This is a genomic window from Streptomyces glomeratus, assembly GCF_021462825.1.
GTDB lineage: Bacteria > Actinomycetota > Actinomycetes > Streptomycetales > Streptomycetaceae > Streptomyces > Streptomyces glomeratus.
In genome coordinates, this window is record NZ_JAKEEB010000021.1 from 1 (window position 1) to 23597 (window position 23597).

Annotated in this window: 29 protein-coding genes; 25 read left to right on the forward strand and 4 right to left on the reverse strand. The window is 69.3% G+C overall.

Going from position 1 to position 23597, the window contains the following annotated elements:
- The first annotated feature begins 976 nt into the window (after positions 1–976).
- The 16 genes from LZ604_RS22785 to LZ604_RS22860 all read left to right on the forward strand — a co-directional run bounded on the left by LZ604_RS22785 (position 977) and on the right by LZ604_RS22860 (position 12536).
- Positions 977–1324: a hypothetical protein gene (locus LZ604_RS22785; RefSeq protein WP_234517289.1), complete on the forward strand. Its 348-nt coding sequence runs from the start codon at positions 977–979 to the stop codon at positions 1322–1324.
- Positions 1325–1406: 82 nt separating this feature from the next.
- The gene (locus tag LZ604_RS22790) at positions 1407–1898 is read left to right on the forward strand and encodes a hypothetical protein (RefSeq protein WP_234517290.1); all 492 of its coding nucleotides are present in this window, start codon (positions 1407–1409) and stop codon (positions 1896–1898) included.
- A 213-nt stretch (positions 1899–2111) separates the two neighbouring features.
- Complete coding sequence (locus LZ604_RS22795) at positions 2112–3116, forward strand: DUF932 domain-containing protein (protein ID WP_234517291.1); 1005 nt, start codon at positions 2112–2114, stop codon at positions 3114–3116.
- A 285-nt stretch (positions 3117–3401) separates the two neighbouring features.
- Positions 3402–3653, forward strand: a complete 252-nt coding sequence (locus LZ604_RS22800; RefSeq protein ID WP_234517292.1) for a hypothetical protein — start codon at positions 3402–3404, stop codon at positions 3651–3653.
- A gap of 8 nt (positions 3654–3661) precedes the next feature.
- Entirely contained in the window at positions 3662–4030 is a 369-nt protein-coding gene (locus LZ604_RS22805) for a hypothetical protein (protein ID WP_234517293.1), read from the forward strand.
- Positions 4031–4355: 325 nt separating this feature from the next.
- On the forward strand, positions 4356–5018 hold the full coding sequence (locus tag LZ604_RS22810; protein WP_234517294.1) for an HAD-IA family hydrolase: 663 nt from the start codon (positions 4356–4358) through the stop codon (positions 5016–5018).
- A gap of 106 nt (positions 5019–5124) precedes the next feature.
- Positions 5125–6327: a helix-turn-helix domain-containing protein gene (locus tag LZ604_RS22815; RefSeq protein ID WP_234517295.1), complete on the forward strand. Its 1203-nt coding sequence runs from the start codon at positions 5125–5127 to the stop codon at positions 6325–6327.
- A gap of 186 nt (positions 6328–6513) precedes the next feature.
- Positions 6514–6957 carry a recombinase family protein gene (locus LZ604_RS22820; RefSeq protein ID WP_234517296.1) on the forward strand — a complete coding sequence of 148 codons (444 nt, stop codon included), beginning with the start codon at positions 6514–6516 and terminating at the stop codon, positions 6955–6957.
- Positions 6954–7160, forward strand: coding sequence for a hypothetical protein (locus tag LZ604_RS22825; protein ID WP_234517297.1), 207 nt, complete (start codon positions 6954–6956; stop codon positions 7158–7160). Before LZ604_RS22820 ends, LZ604_RS22825 begins: the two co-directional genes overlap by 4 nt.
- Positions 7160–7363, forward strand: a complete 204-nt coding sequence (locus LZ604_RS22830) for a hypothetical protein (protein ID WP_234517298.1) — start codon at positions 7160–7162, stop codon at positions 7361–7363. The genes LZ604_RS22825 and LZ604_RS22830 overlap by 1 nt, the downstream gene beginning before the upstream one ends.
- 106 nt (positions 7364–7469) lie before the next feature.
- Entirely contained in the window at positions 7470–8357 is an 888-nt protein-coding gene (locus LZ604_RS22835) for a glycosyltransferase family 8 protein (protein WP_234517299.1), read from the forward strand.
- A complete protein-coding gene (locus LZ604_RS22840) occupies positions 8354–9235 on the forward strand; it encodes a phosphotransferase family protein (protein WP_234517300.1) in 882 nt (293 codons plus the stop codon). Before LZ604_RS22835 ends, LZ604_RS22840 begins: the two co-directional genes overlap by 4 nt.
- Positions 9232–9963 carry a glycosyltransferase gene (locus LZ604_RS22845; protein ID WP_234517301.1) on the forward strand — a complete coding sequence of 244 codons (732 nt, stop codon included), beginning with the start codon at positions 9232–9234 and terminating at the stop codon, positions 9961–9963. The genes LZ604_RS22840 and LZ604_RS22845 overlap by 4 nt, the downstream gene beginning before the upstream one ends.
- Positions 9960–10856, forward strand: a complete 897-nt coding sequence (locus LZ604_RS22850) for a PIG-L deacetylase family protein (protein ID WP_234517302.1) — start codon at positions 9960–9962, stop codon at positions 10854–10856. Before LZ604_RS22845 ends, LZ604_RS22850 begins: the two co-directional genes overlap by 4 nt.
- Positions 10853–11467, forward strand: a complete 615-nt coding sequence (locus LZ604_RS22855) for a hypothetical protein (RefSeq protein ID WP_234517303.1) — start codon at positions 10853–10855, stop codon at positions 11465–11467. The genes LZ604_RS22850 and LZ604_RS22855 overlap by 4 nt, the downstream gene beginning before the upstream one ends.
- A 7-nt stretch (positions 11468–11474) precedes the next feature.
- Positions 11475–12536, forward strand: coding sequence for a glycosyltransferase (locus tag LZ604_RS22860; RefSeq protein WP_234517304.1), 1062 nt, complete (start codon positions 11475–11477; stop codon positions 12534–12536).
- Here the strand turns inward: LZ604_RS22860 and LZ604_RS22865 are convergent.
- Complete coding sequence (locus LZ604_RS22865; protein ID WP_234517305.1) at positions 12506–13549, reverse strand: phosphotransferase; 1044 nt, start codon at positions 13547–13549, stop codon at positions 12506–12508. The two genes, LZ604_RS22860 and LZ604_RS22865, sit on opposite strands and share 31 nt — an antisense overlap.
- A gap of 542 nt (positions 13550–14091) precedes the next feature.
- Between LZ604_RS22865 and LZ604_RS22870 the strand changes: the two genes are divergently transcribed.
- From LZ604_RS22870 to LZ604_RS22910, 9 genes are all read left to right on the forward strand, one after another.
- The gene (locus LZ604_RS22870; RefSeq protein ID WP_234517306.1) at positions 14092–14451 is read left to right on the forward strand and encodes a hypothetical protein; all 360 of its coding nucleotides are present in this window, start codon (positions 14092–14094) and stop codon (positions 14449–14451) included.
- Between the two features lie 64 nt (positions 14452–14515).
- Complete coding sequence (locus LZ604_RS22875; RefSeq protein WP_234517307.1) at positions 14516–14869, forward strand: hypothetical protein; 354 nt, start codon at positions 14516–14518, stop codon at positions 14867–14869.
- Positions 14870–14979: 110 nt separating this feature from the next.
- Positions 14980–15885: a helix-turn-helix transcriptional regulator gene (locus LZ604_RS22880; protein WP_234517308.1), complete on the forward strand. Its 906-nt coding sequence runs from the start codon at positions 14980–14982 to the stop codon at positions 15883–15885.
- Positions 15886–16267: 382 nt separating this feature from the next.
- Positions 16268–17518, forward strand: a complete 1251-nt coding sequence (locus LZ604_RS22885; RefSeq protein WP_234517375.1) for a helix-turn-helix domain-containing protein — start codon at positions 16268–16270, stop codon at positions 17516–17518.
- A 123-nt stretch (positions 17519–17641) separates the two neighbouring features.
- On the forward strand, positions 17642–17851 hold the full coding sequence (locus LZ604_RS22890) for a hypothetical protein (protein WP_234517309.1): 210 nt from the start codon (positions 17642–17644) through the stop codon (positions 17849–17851).
- Positions 17848–18351 (forward strand): DUF6415 family natural product biosynthesis protein, encoded by a 504-nt coding sequence (locus LZ604_RS22895; protein WP_234517310.1) that lies wholly within the window; start codon positions 17848–17850, stop codon positions 18349–18351. The genes LZ604_RS22890 and LZ604_RS22895 overlap by 4 nt, the downstream gene beginning before the upstream one ends.
- A 201-nt stretch (positions 18352–18552) precedes the next feature.
- On the forward strand, positions 18553–19221 hold the full coding sequence (locus LZ604_RS22900) for a hypothetical protein (RefSeq protein WP_234517311.1): 669 nt from the start codon (positions 18553–18555) through the stop codon (positions 19219–19221).
- A gap of 569 nt (positions 19222–19790) precedes the next feature.
- Positions 19791–21680, forward strand: coding sequence for an ATP-binding cassette domain-containing protein (locus tag LZ604_RS22905; protein WP_234517312.1), 1890 nt, complete (start codon positions 19791–19793; stop codon positions 21678–21680).
- A gap of 98 nt (positions 21681–21778) precedes the next feature.
- Positions 21779–22000, forward strand: coding sequence for a site-specific integrase (locus tag LZ604_RS22910; RefSeq protein ID WP_234517313.1), 222 nt, complete (start codon positions 21779–21781; stop codon positions 21998–22000).
- 4 nt (positions 22001–22004) lie between these two features.
- On the opposite strand, the gene LZ604_RS22915 is transcribed toward LZ604_RS22910, so the two are convergent.
- From LZ604_RS22915 to LZ604_RS22925, 3 genes are all read right to left on the reverse strand, one after another.
- Positions 22005–22958 (reverse strand): PIN domain-containing protein, encoded by a 954-nt coding sequence (locus tag LZ604_RS22915; RefSeq protein ID WP_234517314.1) that lies wholly within the window; start codon positions 22956–22958, stop codon positions 22005–22007.
- A 74-nt stretch (positions 22959–23032) separates the two neighbouring features.
- Positions 23033–23245 (reverse strand): hypothetical protein, encoded by a 213-nt coding sequence (locus LZ604_RS22920; RefSeq protein ID WP_234517315.1) that lies wholly within the window; start codon positions 23243–23245, stop codon positions 23033–23035.
- A 12-nt stretch (positions 23246–23257) separates the two neighbouring features.
- Positions 23258–23560 carry a hypothetical protein gene (locus LZ604_RS22925; protein ID WP_234517316.1) on the reverse strand — a complete coding sequence of 101 codons (303 nt, stop codon included), beginning with the start codon at positions 23558–23560 and terminating at the stop codon, positions 23258–23260.
- Positions 23561–23597: the final 37 nt, after the last annotated feature.

The following is a 23597-nucleotide window of genomic DNA, read 5'->3' on the forward strand; positions in this document are numbered from 1 at the left end:
GAGCGGGTCCCTCCGGGCTGCGCCCGGAGCCAGCGAACTGCCCTGCTTCGCAGGGCAGTTGCTGAACCGCTCCGCGGTTCAGCGCGCTCGCTTCGCTCGCTCAACGTGCCGCTGCGCGGCCCGAGTTCGGGCTCTGCCCGAACCAGTGAGGCTTCCGCTGCGCTCCAGCCTCACTAAGAGCAACGCCCCGCTTTGCGGGGCAAGTTCGGGCGGCACTCCGCGCCGCCCTCGCAACGGGTCCCCCGCTTCGCGCGGAACCCGAGCGGGGCCTATCGGCCCCGGGCGGCAACAGGACAGGGGCGCGGCTGGTGTGGACTCAGGTTGAGGCAGGAGCTGGGCTGGCGGTGCATCAGCTGATGCAGCATGTAGGTTTGGCGAAAACAGGCCGCCCACTCAGGGTTCTTCAAAAATAGTTCTGGATCAAGTCTGGAAACGGCCCCTACTCCGGATCGATTCAGGGCGCACTCTCGCCCCGATTCACTCGCGAAACGGCGTAGCGTTTCACGGAACTGACGGCATGGAAGCTCACTTACCGGCAAATGACCAACGTAACTTCAAGGGAGCCCGGTAGTGAAAAACGCATGACGCCTATCGCCTCGGCGGCTCGTGGAAAACTCGCTACCTCAGGACGGCGCCAGCCGCCCGAGCGCGGAGGCCCGCCGACGCGCGACCCACGCCCTCGGCCCCGATCCCCGATGCCGTCGCGCCGCCCGTGCCCGCCTCCACCACTATCTCTCATTCGAGCAGGGAGAGCGGCAGCAGAGGGGATGTCAGCTCCCCGACCATGGCGGGAGAGCCGTCTGACCTGGGACGACCGGGGGCCGGCTGCCGGGCATGGTCAGCAGATGGCGCAAGAGATAGTGCAGGAGTTTGCGCATGGGGTGGTGCAGCAGATCCCGATGACAGTATTATGGAACATGTCGCGGGTGGCTCCCTGCCGACACCGCCGAACGTTCGTCAACAGAGAGGCGTAAGCGTGGAAATCGTCATCAGCCGAGGCAAGGTGGCCTCCGGTGCGGATGGGATCACGACCCCTCAGGCCGCAAAGGCCCGCCGGATCGCCAATTTCCTCCCGCGCCCGGAACTCCTCCGAGACGCTGTCATCGTTCACAACCAGGACGACAACACCACGTCCATTCGGTTCGACACCGCGGCCGGGCCCATCCGAGTTCTTCTGCCCGTCGCCCAGGGCTTCGAGTTCTACATCATCCACGACAGTGACACCGGGCCCCGCATTCTCGGCTCCTTCCGGGGCGCGTCCCTTTCGGTGCGTGCTGTCGCATTCCGCATCAGTGAATTCCTGCGGACGCGCGGGCTGAAGTAAGCGGCAATTTCGGGGCCCGGTCCGCCGGGCTCCCGGGACAGCCTCAGCAGCTACACCAACCGGAGGGACAGTCACTGTGAGCATGACGAGTATTGAGCCCGCCCGCCGCGCCGTTCCGGCCAGCGAGGGTGAGCGAGAGCAGATGGAGGCCGCTTTCCGGGCCGCGCTGGAGCAACTCCCCCCGAACACTGGTTTCCCGCACAGTGTGCGCGAGCTGGCGCGGCCCCTGTTCGAGGTCGGATGGATCTCTGGGGTGCGGACCGGGAACACCGGGCCTGCGCTGGCCGACGTGCCCTTGCCGCCGCACACGTTCGCTACGGCCCTGTCCAGTCTGTCCGCAGCCATGGACGCGGAGACGGGCCCCAGCGTCGGGCAGTTGGTCAGCTACCACGGGTCGCATGAGCGTGCGCACGGGCGGTACTGGGTGACCGGTGTTGCCTGCGAACTGGACTCCCGCGGGCGAGAGTCCGTGCTCTACCGCCTCAGCGAGTACAGAAACGGCGCGTTCGTCACCGCACTGACCGGAGTCCACACGTGGAGCGTCACGGCACTGCCCCAGCACTGGCAGAGGTAGGCCCGGACGGCGGGATACACCCCGCCCGGCCAACCTGACACGGCACAAGCCGCCGCATCGCAGAGGAAGGTCAGAGCGTCGCCCCGGGGTGGGGTGAGCCGGAGATTTAATCGCTTGCCCCACCCCCGAAATTAGGTATTATGGAACCAGTTCGGGGAGGGTTGGCTCCCTCCCGGACCCGCCGAAAGTTCGTCACCCAGAAGGGAAGCCCAAGTGGCTCACGAGATCGAGCAGTTCACCGACGGCACCGCCGCTTTCGCGTCCGCCGACACGAGCGCCTGGCACAAGCTGGGCACCGTCACGGACGGCGCGATGACCGCCGAGGAGGCCATGCGCATCGCGTCTCTGTCTGGCTGGAACGTGCGGCTGCTGCCCCTGACCGCGACCGAGATCACGGCTGCCGGCACCACGCCGGTGGAGGTCCCGCAGCACTACGCGACAGCGCGCACGCACCCGAAGACCGGCCGCACCCAGGCGCTCGGAGTGGTCGGCAGCGACTACCACCCCGTGCAGAACGAGGAACACGCCGAGTTCCTGAACCTGCTGGCCGACGAGTCCGGCGCGCACTTCGAGACCGCCGGATCGCTCAAGAACGGCCGTCAGGTGTTCCTCACCATGAAGATGCCGCAGACCCTCACGATCGGCGGGAATGACGACGTCGACCTGTACATCGCAGCCTTCAACAGCCACGACGGAGGCAGCGCGTTCCGCATCGTGGTGACGCCGGTACGGGTCGTGTGCGCAAACACCATGCGCGCGGCCATCCACGGGGCCCGTTCCTCGTTCGTGGTGCGGCACACCGCCGGAGCCAAGGCCCGGATCGCCCAGGCCCGTTCCGCCCTCGGTCTGACGTTCCGGTACGCCGAGGAGTTCGAGAAGGCCGCACAGCGCATGATTCAGGAAGAGATGACGCTCAGCGAGCTGCGCTCGGTCGTGGACGAACTGTGGCCGGTCAGGGACAACGACAGCCCCCGTAAGAAGACCAACCAGCGCAACCGGTGGGGGGCGATCTCGAATCTGTTCGAGCACGCCGACACCCAGGCCGGTATCCGGGGCACGCGGTGGGCCGGATACAACGCGCTCACCGAATACGCCAACCACGTCGCCCCGGCCCAGGGCAAGACCGACGCCGAGAAGGCCGCCGCCCGCGCCGAGCGGGTCATCAGCGGAGCGGCGAACGACCTGATGGAGAAGGCGTTCGCCCTCACCACGGTCTGACCCCCTGACCGCCGGGTGGGCACCCCGAATCCCCCCATGGGGTGCCCGCCCGGCCCCTACCGGTCAGCAGTGGCCGCACCCGCCCCCGAGCGCGGAGCGCTCAAACCGGCATCAGGAGCGCGGAGCGCTGCCCGCCGTCCCCTGCCGCGTAGCGGAAGCGCGTCGCGTCTGCGGAGCAGCCCGCCGCGCCAAGAACACGTCCGCCCCTCGCTGCGTCCAGGCCGCGCCGGCGGACGCCCAAGCTCGACACCCATCGCCCACCCACCGCCCCACGGAAAGCCATCCATGCCCATCCCGAAGTGGACGATCAAAGGCATCGTCGACGACTACGACACGTGCGGTTGCTGCGGCCGCCGCGGACTCAAGCGCACCGTCGCGTTCATGCCGCTGGACGCCGACGGGAAAGAGGACGGCACCGCCGAAGACGTCGTGTACTACGGCACGTCGTGCGCCGCTATCGCGCTGGGCTGGACGCGCGGCAAGGTGACCGACACCGCGCGCGCCGCCCAGGCCGAGCGGGACCAGCGCGACAACTAGGCCGCCGGATGATCAGCATCTACGCCCCGGTGGAGTTCGCCCCCGTCCACGACAAGGCCCGCGTCTACTACGGCCGCAACCAGCACCAGCGGGACACGGGTGTGAAGGCGACCGAGGAAGTGGCGAAACTGCTGGACCAGGCCCGCGCCACGCTGGCCGACACCACGACCGGCCCGGCCCGCCCCTCGCGTATCGAGGACTTCCGCCGCTACCTCGTGATCTTCACCAGCGACGAGCGGATCTTCCTCGTGCGGCGCGTGCCGGAGGAGGAGGCCGAGCGCCAGGAGCAGGCCGCCGCCGCCCAGCGCCGCGCGGACCAGATCCGGGGCAGCGTCCTGGTCGTGGCCGCGCGCGACGTCGCGACTCCGACGAACTGACCCGCGAGTGGAACACGAAGGCATGGCAGGCCGCCCATGCCTGAGACCCCGCCCACCCCCCGGTTGTTCATCGGGAGCCGCGCCACCCACCACGGCACCATCACCGACCGCCCCCTGTGCCTCCTGCCTTGCACGTGGTTCGGCCACTGCGATCTGATCCCCGCTCTGCGGCGTTTCCATCACCTTGGCCAATACCATGCACGGTCCATCGGACCAGGTAGCCGACGCCCGCCATGTTGTACAAGCCCCCACGGCTTGTACAACATCGTTGCGCCCGGCGCGCGGTAGCGTCTTCATGGAGGCCGAGCGAGAGGGAGCACGCAGCATGCCGCAGCCCGTGGAGTCCGCGGACCGTCAAGCCAAGCAAGGGCTCATCCTGGACTTCGCTGGGGTGCTGACCGCCGATCCGCGCGCCGTGCACCGCGCCTGGTGCGAGTCGGAAGGGCTTCCCGCGGAAGCATGGCGCGCCACCCTCAACGATGACCCCGAAGGCCGGCGGCTTTACGCGGCACTGGAGATCGGTGTGATCGGCCAGGAGGAGTGGAACAAGCGCACGGCAGCCCTTCTCGGTGCGCATGTCGCACCGGGCAACCTGATGGGGCGCGCCTGGGCCGCGGTGCCCCCGGCTCGGCGCATGGCCGCGCTCGCACGAGCTGCCAAGAGCGCGGGGTACCGTCTCGCTCTCCTGTCGAACAGCTTCGGCACAGACCCATTCAACCCGTACGCGCAGGCAGGGATTTGGGACCTGTTCGATGTGCACGTCATCTCCGAGCAGGTCCGCGTAGCGAAGCCCGATCCTGCCATCTATGAGCTGACGTTGGAGCGTCTCGGGCTTCCTGCGCAGGCGTGCGTGTTCGTCGATGACCACCCTCGGAATCTGCCACCTGCCGAAGCCCTGGGTATGACTACCGTCCTCGCGACGGATGAAGCCGCAGCGGTGGCCGAGCTTGAGGCATTGCTCGGAGTGAGCGCCACGCTTTCCGTCTAGCGGCGACTTCCAGCCAACTCATTGTGCCGGCGGTGCTCATGGGTGTTGCCGGTCGTAAAGCAGTGGGTACGGTCCGTGCCTGGCCGGTCGGGGAGGAGTTACTGCCATGCAGTGGTCCGAGTACAGCACCGCTGAACGCATCAAGAGGCTGCGCGGCCCCATGACGCAGGAGCAGTTGGCAGAAGCTGCCGACGTCTCCGTGGGTGTCGTGCGGAAGCTGGAACGGGGTGGCACCGCTTCCCTTCCTTCGCTGCTGTCCATCGCCTCCGCCCTCGGGACGGACATCGCCGTCCTTCTCGGCCAGCAAGCGCCCCGTCGCGCCATGGACCGTGACGAGCGCGCAGCGCTGCGCGCGCTGTCTGCTGCCACGCACGACGCCGCTATCGGCATTCCCACCGACAGTGAGCCGGGCACCGTGGAGGAGCTGCGTGCTGTCGTTCGGCGTGCTGATGCGGCCTATTGGACGGGCCGTTATACCGAACTGGGTGCGCTGCTCGCTGCCTTGCTGCCCGAGGCCCGCGCTCGGTACGACGCTGCGGACGCTGGCGAGCGGGAGGCCGCGGCCGGCGTCCTGGCCGATGTCTTCCAGACTGCCGGGATGGCTGCCAACGTGTGGGGTTCACGGGACTTGGCCTATGCGGCGCTCACCTACGGCCGGCAGATCGCCGTGCAGGCCGGCGACGATCTGCGGGATGCCCACCTGGCCGCCACCACGGCGTGGGTGAATCTCCGCGACGGGCGGACCGCGCAGGGCTTCGCGCTCGCTGCGGCCCGGGCCGACCGGATCGAGCCGAAGATGTCTGAGCACGATCCGGACCGGCTGTCGGTGTACGGGCAGCTGGTCACGAACGCTGCTGTTGCGGCGTCGCGGGGTGGCGCCGCGCCGGACACCGCGCGAGAGTACCTCTCGCAGGCGCATGCCGTCGGCGCCCGCCTCGGTACGGAGCATGCTCGTGGTCGGCATGCCCAGCCCTTCGGGCCGCTCTACGCCGCCACGCAGGCGATGAGTATCGCCGTTGCTCTCGGCGACGGCGGCGGTGCCCTCCGGCTCATGGACACGATCCGGCTGGACGACACCGTGCCCCTGGCCACGCGGGCCCGGTACGGCCTCGACGTGGCGTTGACGCACGTGGAGTGCCGTAGGTGGGATCAGGCTGCCGACACCCTGGAAAACGTCTGCGGCATGGCGCCGGGTTGGGTGCGGCACCAAATGCTGCCCGGAGTGATCATCTCTCGCCTCGCCGGAGTCTCCGTCGCGCGGCTCCGCGGGCTCGCCCATGCGGCCGGTGTGCCCCTCGCCGTCCGCTGACGGCCACTGCCAGGCCCCGTAGCAGCCCCGGAGCCCCCATCAGCCCCACTGCTACGCTCCATGGCAGTCCTGCCGCAGGACGACAGCGCAGCAGCGCGGGACGTGGCAGCCCATGGCCACAGGACTTGCTGGCGCCGCCACGAGTCGTGCCTGTCCCGCGCACAGGATCGACAGCACGCTGAGCACATGCCGAAATCCCCCTCCGGCGGCATCGGACACGTGCCGGTTGCCGTCTACTCCTGTGCGGCCGAGTCGGCCGCTGTCCGCCAGGCCGAGCGGCGTGCACGCCATTACGCCGAGGCCCGGCACTGGCATGTGGCTGGCACCTGGTCCGATGACGACCCGAGCGTGCCCTTGGGCGCCCGCCCGGCTTGGGCGGCTGTCACGAGCGCACTGTCCTCCGGTCTGATCCGCGGCATCGTCGTCGCCGGAATCTCCCACCTCGCTGAAGACGCCGGTCAGTTCGCTGTGCTCGGCGTCCTTATCCGTGACCGGGGCGGCTTCCTCGCCGAGGCGACGTCGCCGTCGGCCCGCCAGACCCCGGGGCAGCACGAACGCCGCCGTATCTTGCTCGAAGCCTCCTCGGGCTGGTGGCTGTGGGGAGACCTCGTGCCGGGAGCCGTCTCGTGACCCGGGCACGGGCGGAGGTCGGTGACCTGGTCTCGGACGCTAACGGAAGTCACGCCATCGTGACCGACATCAGGCAGGGCACCAACTGGATCCTGCGTCCGGAGTCGGGCAGCCTCACGGCTCAGTGGGAGACGGACGAGCCCGACACCCTCCACGTCATCGAGACGCGCACGGAACGCCTGAGCCGAGAGAAGACCATCTGATGCGCAGCCGCCACAAGGCCCGTGGCGGGGCCGTCGAGTCCGTCGAGCGGTTCTGCGTCAGCGTGTGGTTCACCGGCCACCTCGCTGCCGCAGTCACGCTCGGCACGCTGATAGCCAACGACCATCAGGACCTCGCCGCCGGCCAGCGGCCGACTGTCAGCCAACCGGACGCCGGCCCGGACGCGGCCGACCGCGCGTTCTAGCCCCTGCGCTTCGCTGCCAGCTCAGCCGCTGGGCGGGCGGGAGCTCACGCCTCACAGCTCATCACCAGATCACTTCCTTCCACGACGCCCGGAAGGCGGACCCGCCGTGTACGCATTCGGCATCTGCATCGACCGGCACTACCTCACCCCCGGCCTCGCCACGATCACCTCCCTGGCGGACAGCCTCAGCCCCCGCGCCCGCAAGGCCGCAGCGCTGCGCTTCCTCACCTTCGACCTCAGAGCGCCCCAGGTGCAGCTCCTGGCCCACCTCGCCAAACGGGTCGGCTTCGGCTCCTTCGCCCTGACCCGCCGCTCCCCGCTCCGCTCCGCGCGGATGGCGGACACCTCGTACATCACGGTCACCACCTATCTGCGCTTCGAGTTCGCTCCCGAGTTCGTCCGCCGCCCATACCTGATCTACGTGGACGCCGACGTCCTGGTCCGCGACGACCTGACCACCCCGCTCCACGCTCTCCGCCCCGGCGAGGTCGGCGCCGTACGTGATGAGTTCAACCCGGCGGTCGGCCGCTGTCCTGCCCTGCCGGGTGCCACGGAACGCTGGCCGCATCTGAAGGACCGCCCCTACTACAACGCCGGTCTCCTGTGGGCTCACACCGCCGATCTGCCACGTATTCGCCACGGCGTCGAGCAGGCCCTAGCCAGATGCCGGCAGCACATCCTCCACAACGACCAGGACGCCCTGAACCTGTGGCTCCTCCGCACCGGCCGCGTGCGGGCGGCCGACGCCGCGTACAACCGGTTCGAGGTGGGCCGGTACCTCGAACGCGGCGACTGGGTACGCCGCGTCGTCACTCGCCCCCTGCGGCCGGACCCGGCCGCCCGCCTCATCCACTTCGTTGGCCCGGAGAAGCCCTGGCAGGCGGCGTGTCCCGGTACGGACGACGTGCGGGAGTACCGCACTCTTCTGAAGCGGACCCTGCGGCACGTCCGTGCGCTGGGCGCCGCCCATCCCGAGCCGGCGGGGCTTCGATGACCACGCCGCCTGCCATGGTCTCCCGCGCGTGCGGCACCCTCCTCGGAACACCCGCCCGGACCGCGGAGCGCCTGTCGGCGGGCTCCCGGACGGCTGTGTTCCGGGTCGGCCCCCGAAACGGCCGAGGCGTGATCGTGAAGCTGTACGACCACACCGCCCGCCGCAACGCGCTGACCGAGGCCGCTGCCATCCGCGCGGCCGGCGTTGCCGTGCCTGTCCCGCAGTTGCTCGGCAGCGGCACCATCTCCCACGAGGGGGCCACCGCGCTCATCACCTCTGACCTCGATGGACACACACTGGGTGCCGCCGTTCGCTCCGGGCACATCCCGCATGCCCAAGCCCTCAAAGACCTCGGTAGCCTCCTCGCACGCCTACATCGAGCACCGGTCGAGCAGGCGGTGCCCCGCCGCCCGTTCTTCGACTCGGTCTCCTCCCTGGCCCGCCGCTGCCCACCCGACCTGCTGAACGGGATCGGCCCCGCCCTCGCCGTCATCGCCGACACGCCGGAGCGAGCACCCACCGTGTGGTGCCACGGCGACATCCACTTCGACAACGTCGTCCTCTCCGGCCCGCGCGGCACGCGCTACCTGGTCGACTTCACCGACGCCGCCCCGGGCCTGCGGGAGGCGGACGTCGCTCACGCCCTCGTCATGACCGCGGCCCACGCTCCGTGGGACCGCCGCACGCTGCTCGACGCGTACGCGGCGCCCCTGAACGACACCCGGCTCTCGGCGTGGATGGTCGTCCACACAGCGCGCTGCTGGGTTCACGCCCCGCCCGGTACCAGCCGCCGCTTGTGGTCGGACCGCCTGGCCGACCTGACCCATCAGACACCGCACCTCTTCCGCACGCCACGTAGCGAAGGGACACCCCGATGACCAGCCCTGGACTGACGGTGGTCATTCCTGCCCACAACGAAGCCGCCTACCTGCCCCGCTACCTGCCCACCGTCCTCGCCTCCCTCGAACGCTGGCAGGTGACGAGCGGCGAACGAGGGGAGGTGATCGTGGTGGACAACGCCTCCACCGACGCCACCGCCGACATGGCCGCCTCCTTCGGCGTCCGGGTGATCAGCGAGACCGTCCGCAACATCGGCCGGGTACGCAACACCGGCGCGGCTGCCGCCGAGGGAAGCAGGCTGTTCTTCACAGACGCCGACGTCGCCCTGCCCATGGAGGCGATCACCGCCGCGGCCACCGCCATGGACAACGGCGCCGTCGGCGGTGCCATCCCGCCCCTCTACACCCCCGAGCGGCTCGGCGCGCGGCTGCTGTGCGCCTACTGGGATCACTACCGCACCAACCACGGCGGCGCACAGGGCGTCGCCCAGTTCGCCACCGCAGCGGCCTTCCACGCGGTCAGCGGATACCGCGACGACCTGTTCATGAGCGAGGACGTCGAGTTCTTCCACCGCCTCACGACACATGGCCGCACCAAGAACGCACCGGTCGTGATTCTCGACGAGCTGCGCGTACGCCCCTCCACCCGCCGCTACGACCAGTGGTCCAGCCTCCGGATGCTGTGGTGGCAGAACCCCGTCACCGCCCGGCTGCGGCTCAACTCCCCGCGCATGTGGCGCCACTGGTACCAGACCACCGTCCGATGACCTCGGAGCCCGCCATGACCGTGACGCTGCCCGTACCGGACGCGGAAGGGATCTACACCTTCCCCGACGACCTCATGCACGCCCACCACAAGTGGACCGAGCGCCTGGCAGAACGCCACCGCGCCCATGACCACCGGATCATCGAGCTCAAGGCGCCGCACAGCGGGAACCGCTACTTCATCGAGATGCGGCGCCCGGCCGGCCGCCCGGTGCTCGCCATCGAGCCGCACCACGACGACTTCGTCCTGTCTGCCTCCGGAACCTTCCTCGCTCATCCCCGACCGCTCACCGTCGCCACGGTGTTCACACGCTCCACCAGCGTCCACCCGGCCCTGGAGGACACCTACCACACCGAGACCGTCGTATCCGACCTGCGTAACCGGGAAGGCACCGCCGCCCTGGCACCCCTCGCTGCCAACCGCATCCTCCTCGGCCACAAGGACGCCCAACCCCCGTACCGCCCCTTCGACCCGCACCGCCTGGACCGGATCACGGACGAACTCCGCGAGATCATCGAAGCCCACCCCGACGCCGAACTCCTCGCCCCGGCTGCCGTCACCCGCCACCCCGACCACCTTCTCGTGCACGCCGCAGCAGTACGACACGGATGTCGCTGGTTCTGGGAAGACCTCGCTTTCTGGCCCACCTACGCCCTGGCCGGCTGCGACCAGCACCTCTTCCGAGCACGCACCGGTCACGCCCTGGCCCCTGAACTCGTCGACATCACCCCCGTCGTGCTCGACAAGGTCACGGTCCTGCACATGCACGGCTCGCAGATGCACCCCGCTCGGAAGATGTACCGACCGATCCGGCACGCGTGGACCACGGCGGCCGACCTCCTGAGCGGCACGGGAACCTTCGCCGAACGCTTCTACCGGACGGAGTCGCTGTGAAGATCATCGCGCTCGAAGGGCCCTCGTACGCCGGGAAGTCCACCGCCATTCGCCACCTGCGCACACGCGGCATCGAGGAACGCGCCTTCGTCTCGGACTGCTACGTCCAGCACATCGCCCGTCGCACCGACATCCCGCCCGCCCGCACCGCATCCGCCACCGAACAGCTCGCCGCGTTCGAGACATTCATGGGCATCGAAGGCGCTCGCGTGCGCCGGGCGCTCACCAGCGCCAAGCCCGTCGTCCTCCTCGACCGCTCGGTGGACACCCTCCTCGCCCACGCCCTCGCGCTCGACGCCCTGTTCGGCTACGACGTCCACCACCGCCTCCGCGACCGCCTCCAGGAGCTGCCGTTCCTGCGCCCCCACCACACCCTCTACCTCGACGTGCCGGCCGAAGAACTGGCTATGCGCCGCAAGGAGGCCGGGCACACAGCAGCCGAGTCCGAATACTTCCTCCACGAGCCAGCGTTCCTCACCCACACGCGGGACTACTTCGTCTCCGCAGCGCAGCCACCGGTGTCGCGGGAAGTGACCGTCATCCCAGCCGACACCAGCCCGGACGCGGTCGCGCACGCGGTGGAGGCCCTCGTCACGTACTGGACCAGGTGACCGGCCGATGCCCACAGCCCTCTTCGCCTGGCGGCGCACCCCGCCTCCGTTCCTCATCGGCGGAGCCGAGGTCACCCAACAACTCCTCGCCGAGGAGCTCGCGGCAGCCGGATGGCGAACCGCCTACCTCGGCTCCCACCAAGCCCCCTGGGACCAGACCCCACAGATCGCCAAGGTACGGACCTTCCTCGACGAGCACGACACCGCATACGAGGAGTCCCAGGAGGAACTGCGCTACAGGTGGAACGGAGTGGACTGCATCGCAGTGCCGCAGCAGAAGATCATGTCAGTTCTGCAGCGCCTTGTGGCCCGGGTGCGGCCGGACGTGGTGTTCACCGCACAGGAAGGCGCGGCCGACATCGCCGCCCAAGCCAGGCCCGACGCCCTCGTCGCAGGCATCCTGCACTCGGTGTCCAGGACCGGACTGGGGGTCATCGATGGGCGTCCGCACCATGGACTGGCCGTCTCGGACTTCGTTCTCCGTTGCGCACCCCGGACCGACGGCACCCGGCTGTCCGTCCTGTACCCGCCCTTCACACCACCGAGGCCGGGTCAGCGCCGCCGCGAGCGGACCAGCGCCGTGCTCATGGTCAACCCCATCCCGGCGAAAGGCGCCGACCTCCTGCATCAGCTCATCCGCCGCATGCCCGAACAGCACTTCACCCTGGTCGAAGGCTGGTGGAACACCGCCGAACAGTTCGCCCGGTACCCCAACGTAACCTACGTGCCGCGGGTGTACGACATGAGCCCCCTCTACCGCAGCCACCGCCTCCTGCTCGTGCCGTCGACGGTGCAGGACGCCTTCCCCCGCGTCATCATCGAAGCCGCGCTGCACGGGACTCCGAGCGTCGGCACCGACAGGGGCGGCATCCCCGAAGCCATAGGCGACGCGGGCATCGTGCTTCCCTCCGAGGCCGGAGTGGAAGAGTGGGCGGAGGCCATAAGCACCGCTGATCAGCACAGCCTGGGAAAGCAGGCTCGGCAACGAGCGACCGCCTTCACCCGCCCCCGTCTGCCGGACCTCGAACGCATCGGGATCTACCCTGCGGCGAATGCGTCCTCGACCTGATCGAGCCGATCCGTCCACCAGTGCAGGAGCGCCTCGTCAGCGGTGAACAGATCGTCGAAGGAGATGTCACCGCGGTCGTAGTGGAACTCCAGCTGCCAGAAATCCGTCATCCGCTTCCACCACAGCCGCCGAGCACCATCCACCAGCGCAGACGGTTCCAGCGGCACCACGGACCGGTAGCCCTCGACGAAGGCAGACACCCGCGCAAGGTCGAACACCCCGCCCACGCCGAACTGCACCTGCGCCGTCCGTGCGACCTCTTCCGCGTACGGGCGCACCGCGATCCGGTCCCAGTCCAGGATGGCGGCAAGATCCTCGCCTTCCCAGAGCAGATTTCGGTACTGCACGTCGCCGTGCGTCCATCCGTGGTCACCCTCAGGCGTCGCGGATCGCGGACGATGATCGGCGTGCTTGCAGACGAGGGCCCGCCGATGCTCCAAGGCGGCAGCGGCTGCTCGGTCGAAGTCGCTGCCGTTTCCCTTGTCGCGTACGGCTGCGGACAGCCGCTCAGCCTTCTCCACCGCTCGCTCCGGCGACGTGACGTCTGCGGTGATCGTCTCTGGCACACCGGACAGCAGCCCTCGACCGCAAGCCCTGCCCAGGCTCGTGTGCAGACGCCCCAGGTGGGCGCCCAGTGCGCTCACCCGGGCCAAGGTGAGATCAACACCCCGGACATGCGAGCCAGCCACCCACGGGAACAGGCACCAGGCGCCACCATTGACCTGCGCCACCAGCGACCCCGAGACCGTGGGGACGGGGGCACTCACCGGGACACCGTCAGCGCCCAGAGCCGCCAGCACGCCGAGATTGCGCTGCAACCGCTCCAGCGAGACATCCGTGACCCGCTTCAAAGCGAACCTCCCGGCGGAGGTGTCCAGCTTCCAGTTCGCGTTCATCAGCCCGTCAGCGAGATAGCGGCGCTCCTGTACCTCTCCGAGGCCGAAGGCATCGATCAACTCTCCGAGCACGCTCTCAGCGATATCGCTTCGGGTCGCCACGGTGGCATCAATCACCCCACGGACGATACGCGAGCCCACCCTGTCCGAGCACAACGATCACTCGGACGCCTGCAGCTCTTCCTGCACTTCCGCCCCCTTCGTCGGCAGAGGGCACCCTGGCCGCTCCTTTCGGCGATCGCAGGGCTGATCAGGCCCGACGAGGCCAACCGCATCGCGAGACTCGCCGGAGGGCGGACACGACATGGGGCGGCCCGGGCTCCCCGGGACAGAGGCACCAACCGAACAGACGAGACCTCGGGAACCGGCCGGAGTCTGCTCACCGAGACCGCGGCCTACGGGCGGTTCCCGCGCATGGGCAGCCCGTGCTGCCGCAAGAGCACCAAGGACAGCGTGGTCTCCGCCGCCTGGACGCCGATCGTCGACCGCCGGAAGCGCGAGCTCGGCCGGCCTGTGCGAATTCTCAAGGTCATGGGCCTGCGCAGCGACGAGGGCCCCGACCGCCAGCACCTGGCCTTCCGAACGGTGCAGGTCACCGGGATGCGGATTCTGGACGAGTGGCTGCCCGTCAAGGACTGGTCGACCGCCGCCGTCAAGGAGTGGCACACCGATACGCCGGTGCCGTACGCCTGGGCGTGCGACTCCGTGCCCGGCGTCGGCGACTGGTCCGGTACTTCCCGACATGCTCGTGCTCGCTGTGCGTCTTCGCCTCCAAGCGCGACATACTGCTCTCCATCCGCCGGCGGCCGCGGCTGGCCGACCTGTACGCCGAGGTTGAGCGGGTGCGGGGCGACAGCTTCCGCGCGGACTGGCGCATCACCGACCTGATCCGGCACGCCGAGCAGTGCGGCACGCTCGACCCGGGCCTCGCGGCCCTGCAGAAGAAGCCTCGCAAGGAACCCGAACTGGCCCGCCTCGCCGGCCGCGCATTGTGCGACGGCTGCACCGTGCATAGCTGATGACCGCCGCCCGCTGTGCTCTGCGGCGCAGCGGCGCCCCCTACAGTGGATGGAGGAGATGACCATGGAGACGAACCCCACCGCCCTCCTGCTCGAACTCGCTGCCCAGGCCCTGCGTGTGAGCGACCCGGACACGCTGCGCGACTTGCTGTGTGCGGGCCACCGCGCCTGGTGCGAGGGCGTCGCCGACGTCCAGGCCGGCGTTGCCCGGGAGACCGCGAGCCTGTCCGACGCCCAGCTCGCCGAGCGGTGCGCAGCTGCGGGCGCGCCGTGGGAGGAGGCGATGACGCGCAGGGAGGCGGTCTCCGGGCTCGCTTTCGTGACGTGGGATGCCGCGCCGGCCGCGATGGCCTACACGGAGCTGGAGGAGCGTGCGGCGCGCTTCGGGGTGTGCCTGCTGGGCGAGGAAGTGCTGTAGGCCGTTGTGGCGTCAGGCTGGACAGCAAAGCACCACATTTGGCATTATCGAACCTGTCACACTCGTCCGGGCGTCGGCACCGCCTGGCTGACCCTTTTGAAGGGACCCTGATGTCTTCCGCCGAGCGGCTCGTTGACACCGCGCAGATCGTGGCGGACTTCGGCACGAGCAAGTCCCGGATCAGCGAGTGGAGCAACGATCCGACCAGCGGTTTCCCCGCGGTCGCGCACACCGAGGGACGCAAGCGGTTGTGGCGCCACGACGAGGTCGCGGCATTCTTCGCGCAGCGTGCCCCGAAGAAGCGCACGCTGCCCGCCGCCGTAATCGAGGCCGACCAGGACGAACTGCTGACCAAACGCGAGGTGGCCCAGCTCCTCGGCTACACCCGCACGTCGACCATCGACGCCTACTTCCGTGACCGGCCGGGGTACTTCCCCGAGCCCGACCAGGACGTCGACGCCCCGTTGTGGCGCCGCGGCACGATCGTCGCCTGGGCGACCAACCGCCCCGGCAAGGGCCGGCGCAGCTCCGCCCCGACGGCAACGCTGCCTGCGGTTTCGGCCGATGGGGATCCCCACGAGCTCCTCGGCACATCCGAGGTCGCCAGCCTGCTCGGCTACGGCAGCACGGCCTCCTTCTCCAGCGCCCTCTACCAGGGGCGCATCCCCGAACTGCCCGAGCCGGACGCCCTGGTGAAGGAGAAAGGCAGCCGTGGCCCGGGCCGCAAGAAGTGGCGTCGGGCGACCGTCGTCGCTGCCGCCCGCAAGCGCGGTGTACTGCCGGCCGCCGAGCAGAACAACGACGAGGACCTGGTCGGCGCCGCGGAAGCGGCCCGGATCCTCGGATACAGCAACGCCGACAGCTTCATCAGTGCGCTCGGGCACGGCCTCCTACCCGACCTCGAGCAGCCCGACGGTTACGAGTACCGGCGCGGCAGCGCCGGCCGTCCGCGTCAGCAGCGCTGGAAACGCTCCCGCCTCGAGGAACTGGCCGCCCGCCGCTCCTCAACGTCCTGACTGCAGCGCGCACCACCGCGCGCAGGCGGGATACCGTAAGACCGCGGCCTCTGGTTGAAGGGATTGACGAACTCCCGGCGGGCCAGACGCCGCACGGTGGCCGGTATGGAGAGGTCAGCCACCTCTCCGCCGCGGAGCCGCACGGCTTCGCGGAACCGGCCATCGCCGCTGGCACACGACCGCCACGTTCCCAAACTCCCTGCACTCGGCCTCGCCTGCCGCCCGCAACCCAGATCAACGAAAAGCGTCGTCGTGCACGAAACGCGCCATGCGACCTACGCGATCACGTGCGGGTGAGGAGCGCCTGTAGGGAATCTCACCCGAGACCGGACCTGGCCCCTACGCTGGCAGTGACAAAGGTGCTAGGAGGGGCAAAGCCGTGATGTCTCAAGATGCATCCCCGGACCCGTTCGCTGACCCGTTGGTGTTCGGCCAACGCCTGCAGATCCTGCGCACGCGCAGGGGTATCACCCGAGAACAGCTCGGTGGGCTGGTCGGTAAGTCCGGTTCATGGGTCAAGGGCGTCGAGACCGGTCGCTTGGGGACACCCAAGCTCGACATGATCCTGCGCGTCGCCGAAGTGCTGCGCGTGAGGGATCTGGCGGATCTCACCGGCAGCCAGTCCATGCACACGCACCTGTTCACCGGCCCCGGCCACCCACGGCTCCCCGCTGTGAAGGCTGCGGTCGACGCCTTTCCGGTGACCACGCAGCGCGCGGCGCCGCCGGCCGCGCACCTTCAGGCACGTCTTGCACGGGCCTGGTCGGCGCGACACTCGGCGCCGAACCACCGCGAGGTGATCGGAGCACTTCTGCCGGGCCTGATCGGCGATGCGCAGCTGGCCGTGCGGCAGGCCGAGACCGGCGCGGACCGTAGAGCTGCGCAAGCCGTGCTCGCCGAGGTCTATTCGCTGACCCAGTTCTTCGTGGCCTACCAGCCCGATGCTGCCTTGTTGTGGCGGGTGGCGGAGCGCGGGCTGGTCGCTGCGCAGGAGTCGGAGGACGCGCACGCGATCGGGGTTGCCGCTTGGCTGGCGGGCCAGGCGCACCGGGATGCGGGGCCAGGGCACTTTGAGGCTGCGGACGCGGTGAACCTCGAAACGCTTGCCTATCTTGAACCGCTCCTGCCCGAGGCTTCCCACGAGATTCTGGCGATCACCGGTGCGCTGACCTTCGAGGCCGGCTACACAGCGGCCCGGCGCGGTGAGACCGGCACGGCGTGGCGGTACTGGGACCAGGCACGTGAGATGGCAGCCCGGCTACCTGAGGACTACTACCACCCTGTCACCTCCTTCTCCCGGGCCATTATGGGCGCGCACGCCGTCACGGTGGCTGTGGAGCTCCACCAGGGCGGCGAGTCCGTGCGCCAGGCCGCTGCGGCGGATGCTGCCACGATCCCGTCCAGGCCGCGCCGAGCCCGACATCGCATCGAGGAGGCTCGCGGCTACCACCTCGACGGACAACCGGACGCCGCGCTCGCCACGTTGAACCAAGCGCACGAGGCAGCTCCCGAGACAATCAAGTACAACGGCTACGCGAAGCGAATCGTCCTTGAAGAAGCCGAGTCGAAGAACCCGGCCCGGCGCCGACGGGCATCCGAACTTGCGGTAAGGCTAGGCCTCTTGGCTGCATGACGGTCAGGGGCACAATCTGTGCCCCTCCCCTCCCATCGCCGCTTCTACGGTCGAAGGCCACAAGGCCCCGGCGACCGCTCACGACGGTCCCGGGGCGTGGCCAACGCTGTAAGGAGCATGGACATGACGAACGGTACTGCCCGCCCCCTGGAGCGCCCGGCACGCGCCAAAATGGTGCTCCGCGTCTACACCGTCACACGCGAAGGCATCGTGGCGCCGCCGCGCGCCACGGTGACCGTGCCCTACGGTTTCAAGCCCGCACGCGAGTTACTGAACGCCCAACTGCCGCCCTGCGCATGCCCCCTGCACCGCACGGCAGGTGCTGCCCGGTGAACGCCATCCCGGGTGCGCAGGCTGGAACGCAACCGGTGGACGTGGAGATGATGCGGGAGAGCACCAGCCGGCTGATCGGGCCGCGCACCGCATCGCTGGAAGGCGAGAAGTTGGCCTGGCTGACCGGTCAGATGCGCGGCCACATGCAGTTGCTCATCCCGGAGATCGAGCGAGCGGCCGGGAAGCTGCCGGAGGATGACGTGCCCCGGTACTGCGCGCTCGCCTGCATCGGCGAGGCCCGCGCGAAGCTCCGGGCCACAGCCGGCGCCGGGCCGCACAGGGCTGCGGCCCACGCCCGGAAACTGGCCCGCTCCCTCATGGCCTTGTGTGACCACTACGAGGCGCTGACCGGCGTGGCGATGTGCCTGGTGTGTGACAAGCCGATCAGAGACGGCGAGGACTCGGTGCCGTACGGCCAGGTCAGTTCCTCCCGTGGTGCCGCCTGCGCGGGCCGCATCCACGCGCAGTGTTCCCGCACTGGACGCCGTCGCTGCCGCTGATGAGCGCTCCTGGGCCCCCGGCGACCGGGGCCCTGCGGACAGCAGATGGCCGCGGGACGCCAGCCGGCTCGGGTCATGACACCTACGCGAGTCGGCCCCGTGGCTGGACGAACCGCACCAGTCGCTGGAACGCCTCCAGCGGCGCCACGGCGACTGCCGCCCACTCCCACCCGTAACCGCATACCGATGGAAGATCAGCCGATGACCGCCCACCCCACCAGCCCTTCAAGCCCCATCTTGAGCCGGCTCGTGCCCTACATCACCAGCCGCGAAGGCGAACACCCCGACTTGCTGTTATCGCTGCGCGGCACACACGGCCCCGACGGGCACCTGCAACTCGGCTACTGGGACGAACTCCGCGAGGACCGCGACCTGCGCGGTGTGCTGTGGGGCCGCTGCTCCCAAACGATCGGCGCCGACGGCCTGCCCTCCGGTCGGCCGCAGTGGCGGATGGTCCACCCCTCCCGGCAACGCGAATGCATGGAGCAGCTGCGCTGCCAGGTCTGCGCCCAGAGCGCTCGTACCCGCCACGGCATCATCTTCCTCGCCGGACCGGGTGAGATGCAGCCCGAGCAGGCGGTGGTGCGCACTGCGCAGCCCCCGGTCTGCCTCAAGCACGCCCGCCCGGCCGCGGAGCAGTGTCCCCATCTGGACGGCCGACCGACCGTGTTCCTGGTGCAGAGCGCCCCGCTGTACGGAGTGATCGGCACCCCCTACCAGTACGGCAACGGAGGGCTCCAGGCGCTGCCCGCCACCGACGAGGCGCTGCCGTACGGGCATCCGGGACTGCGCTGGTACCTCGCCTCACAGATGGTCCGCAGGCTCCGCGCCTACACCGTCATCACCCTGGACGACCTCCCCGACCCCTGACCTGGCGACTCCTCAAGTCCCCGTCCCTTGCCTCAACGCTCCCCCGACGCAAAGGCAGGGGGCGGGTCCCCCCTGGTGCCGGGCCGCCCCACCCCTCCCCCACGCGGCCCGGCACCAGACCCCGACAACCAGCCGCCCGACCGGCGCCCGCACCCCACCAAGTCCCCGTACCTGTATGGGCTTTCGAACAATGTCTCTGTGCCGGCCGCTGTGCCTGCCGCATCGCCGAGGATGCCGGTGGGCTGTGGCCCTCGGCGGCACCGCTCGCGGCACGGTGAGACGTCGGCCGCGGCGCGCCCTGCAACGGTCCGCGCTCTGTCGGCCACCGGCTCAAGGGAGTGTCTCCACAACCACACTGGCCCCATGCGTATCTGCTCCGGCGTTTCGGCCAAACCCGCATGCGGGGACCCCCGACGGATCAACGGTCCATGGCGCTTACACGAGCCGTTCCTCGCGTGGCCCTGCGGATTTCACGCCGTCCGAAACACGTGTGTTCGAGGCGGCGGTCGGCTTCGTTGACCTCGATGTCGCCGCAGCACACCCGCGACACCGACCCGGAGGAGCTCAATTTGACCTCGGCAGAAACCACAAACAACCAGGTCGGCAGCATCCCTCCACCGCCGCCCGCGGAGATCACATACAGCGGTGAGTACTCCGTCAACCCGCTCGGCCAGGCATCGTTTGGCAAACTCAGCGCACAGATCCCCACGGTGCTTGGCCGCATCATCCGCATGGCCTGGCGCATCGACCGCCGGGCCGTCGTCTGGCTGCTGGCCTGCCCGGTGCTCACCGGTATCGCCGCCGCCGTACTGCTGGCGGCGACCGCCCGGGCCATGCGTCCCCTCCTGTCCGGGGGCACCGTCACCGACCGCCTTCACCAGGCTCTGCCAGCGCTCGTGGTCGTCGGAATCGCCGCGGGCCTGGCCCGCACCGCCGGCGTCGTGGCGACCTATGCCGAACGGCGGATCACCCCGCGCCTGACCACCGAAACGGACACCGCGCTGGTGGAAGCGGTCTGCCGCGTCGAGGCCTGCGCGCACGCCGTCGACGGCTTCTCCGACCGTCAGGAGGCCGCGGAGATGGGGGTGATCCGCACCCAGGTCATGGTCACCGACGCCCAGCGGTTCTTGTCCGCCCTCATCAGGATGGTCACAGCCTCAGCAGCGATCTCCGTGCTCAACCCGCTGCTGCTGCCGCTGCTCCTGCTCGCCGTGCTCCCCGCCGGCGTCGGCGCCGTCCTCACCGCCCGCGTGGACTACGCCATCCACTACGCCAACATCGCCGACCGCAACGTGCGCGGCATGATGCGCTGGTGGTCCACGACCCCCAAGTACGGCGACGAGGTCCGCGCGAACTCGATGACCGACTATCTCGTCTTCTGGTACCGGTCGCTGTCCCAGCGCTGCGATGCCCGCACCCTGGCCGCAGCCCCGCGCACCCTGCGCATCGGGCTGCTCTCCTCCCTGGCCGCCGGGATGTTCCTCCTCGCCACGTGGGGAGCGCTGGCCTGGCTGGCGGTGACGGGACGGATCGCGCTCGCGCTCGCCGCGACCGCTGTCGTCGCCGTGCAGACCACGTTGGCCGCGCTCTCCCAAGTGATCACCAACGGGGCCGCGCTCTTCCACACCAGCCTGTACCTGACTGACATGCAGACCTTCCTCGACGACGCCACCGCCCGCGCACCCAAGCGGGGACCCCTGCAGGTCAGCGGGCCGGTGGACGAGATCCGCCTGGACGAGGTCGTCTACCAGTACCCGGGCAAGGACAAGCCAGCCATCGCCGGCGTCTCACTTACCCTGCGCCGCGGTAACATCCTCGCCATCGTCGGCGCCAACGGCTCCGGAAAGTCCACGCTCACCCGCCTGATCACCGGGATCTACCTCGCCGACAAAGGCCGCGTCATCTGGAACGGCATGGACCTCGCCGACGTCGACCCGGCCACCGTGTGGCAGAAGACCGGACTGGTCCCGCAACTGTTCGCGCAGTGGCCCCTGCGGGTACGGGAGAACATCACCCTCGGACAGCCCCGCACCCACCACGACGAACCCGTCTGGGAAGCCGTCGACGCGGTCGGCATGCGCGAGGCCATCGACGATCTCCCCACCGGCCTGGACACCCTCCTCGCCCGCGAGATCTTCGGCGGCGCGGAACTCTCCGGCGGGCAATGGCAACGCATCGCCTGCTCCCGCGCCCTCTACCGGCAACCCGCCCTGCTGATCCTCGACGAGCCCACCTCCCAGATGGACCCCCGCGGCGAACATCAGATCTTCGAACGCATCAAGGCCATCGCCGCCGACCGCATCACCATCGTCGTCACCCACCGCCTGGAGAACACCAAACTCGCTGACCACATCGTGGTCCTCGAGGAAGGCCGCATCACCGAGCAGGGGCGCTACGACGACCTCGTCCACGCCGGCGGGACATTCGCCGAACTCCTGGCCTTGTCCAGTGATCGCTGACCATCAAACCGCGCCCACGGCGACCCGGAACTCCTCGAACGCACCCTGCGCACCAACGCCTTCCTTGACCGCCCCCGACCAGGCAAGGAGACATACCCGTGGGACACACCACGTCCGAGGAGTGGGATAGGCACTACGCGAGCGGCAAGACCCTCGTCCGCTCGGGTATGGCCACCGAGGCGCGCCGCAGGGGCAAGGACCGCAAGGCCATCGCCGCCATCACCGGCCACAAGGCGAGGTCGAAGGTGCTGGACGGCTATCTGCAGATCGTTGACCAGTGCAACGAGCAGGACAACGCCCTGATCGGCAACGGACTCTGACGACCTACTTCGCGGTGGCCGCTTGCGGTGCGGCCTGCCGCTCGCGGCGCTTGGCACGGGTGCCGTTGCCGGGCTTATCTTGCGCCTCCCAGTCCGGCTCCGGGCCCGGGTCCTTCGCCAGCACCTTCGTCACCTTCAGTCCAGCCGCGCGGCCGCGGGTGTGCTGCCCGGTGTCGCACGTCAGCAGCCGCACGTCGCGGGCGGCGAGGGCCTGGATGGCTACGGCACGGTCGATGATCTCGTCGTCGGTGATGGGGAGCCGCACGTGTCCGGGCTGGTCCAGCACGATCTCGACGATCACCTCGCCGCGCCATGTGGCCGGTTCCCCGTTCCTGTCCGCGTGGCGCAGGACGCCGATCTTCTCCCCGCGCAGGGTGCCATCCAGCAGGCCAAGGGTGTGGGTTGCCCGCCAGCGCGCCTGGTGCTTGCCGGCGTCCTTCAAGCCGTCGAGTTCATCGACCACGGCGATCGGGAAGAGGAGCCGGACGTCGTCGTTCGGGGGTACGCCGAGGACTTGGTGGAGGTCGACGACTTCGAGCCTGTCGGGGCTCTGGATGTAGAAGCTGGAGTCGGCTACGACGAACATCTCGCGACCCGACCAGCGTTCTATCTGCCTGTTGAGGGCTTCGAGGGCGTCTTCGAAGGCTTGGATGCGTTCGTCCACCTCGAGGTTGATCAGCCCGTTGACGAGACGTTCCTGAGCGCTGCCGGCGAGGGTGCCGCAGCTACCGAGGAGGGCGTGATAGCGGCGGGTGAGGATCAGGTCGTCGATGTCCTTGTCGCTGATCTGGTGGCGGAGGAAGCCAGCGGTGTCGGTGGCCCAGTTGAGGTAGCGCATGAGCCCGGAGAATGCCGTTTCGGGTCCGGCGCACCGGAGGCTGCCGGCCGTCGTGTGGGCATCGCGGAGCGCGTCGCGGATGTTTCTGCGGTCGGCGCCGGGCCTGGGGGTTACGAGCATGCGCTGATCCTGCCAGGGCGCACCGACAGTGCGCTGCCGGTTTCAGCCGTCGGCAGAGGCATAGGTACAGGCGATCATTGACGCTTTGTCCGCTCAGCACGGCGCTGGGCAGGAGGCGCGGGCTCTGGGTCTCGCTTCCACAGGTTGAGCAGCCGGAACGCCCGTTCGCTGTTCTCTGCGGGGCCGTACAGGGCGGTGGCGATCACCGTCGTGAAAATGAACATCCCAAAGGCGACCACGATCGCCTGTACGCCGGTGCCTGTGGCGTGGGGTTCTGCGGATTGCATGGGCGGGTCCTTCTAATGGGCGAGTGCGGGCATCGGCGCTGTCGGTGGCTTGCACCTTCCGCACGGGTTCAGTCCGGCCCGCAGCGCCTCATACAGGGTCATCTCGACCGCCCCGTATCCCGGCCGGCAGCGGTGGTCCTTTCCCGTGTGGTAGGCGGTTCCTCTGCTGCCTGGCCCGCTGGGGTTCTGCCACCATCCGGAGACGAGCACGCTTTTGTCGAGTTGGGCGAGGTGCTGTTCGACCTGTTCCAGTTCGGCGAGCAGTTCGCGTTGGCGTGCGGCGAGTCGTGTGCGTGCTTCGTCCGCAGTCTCCATGCGGCGATTGCCCCCTCCTGTGAATGGGCTCGGCCTG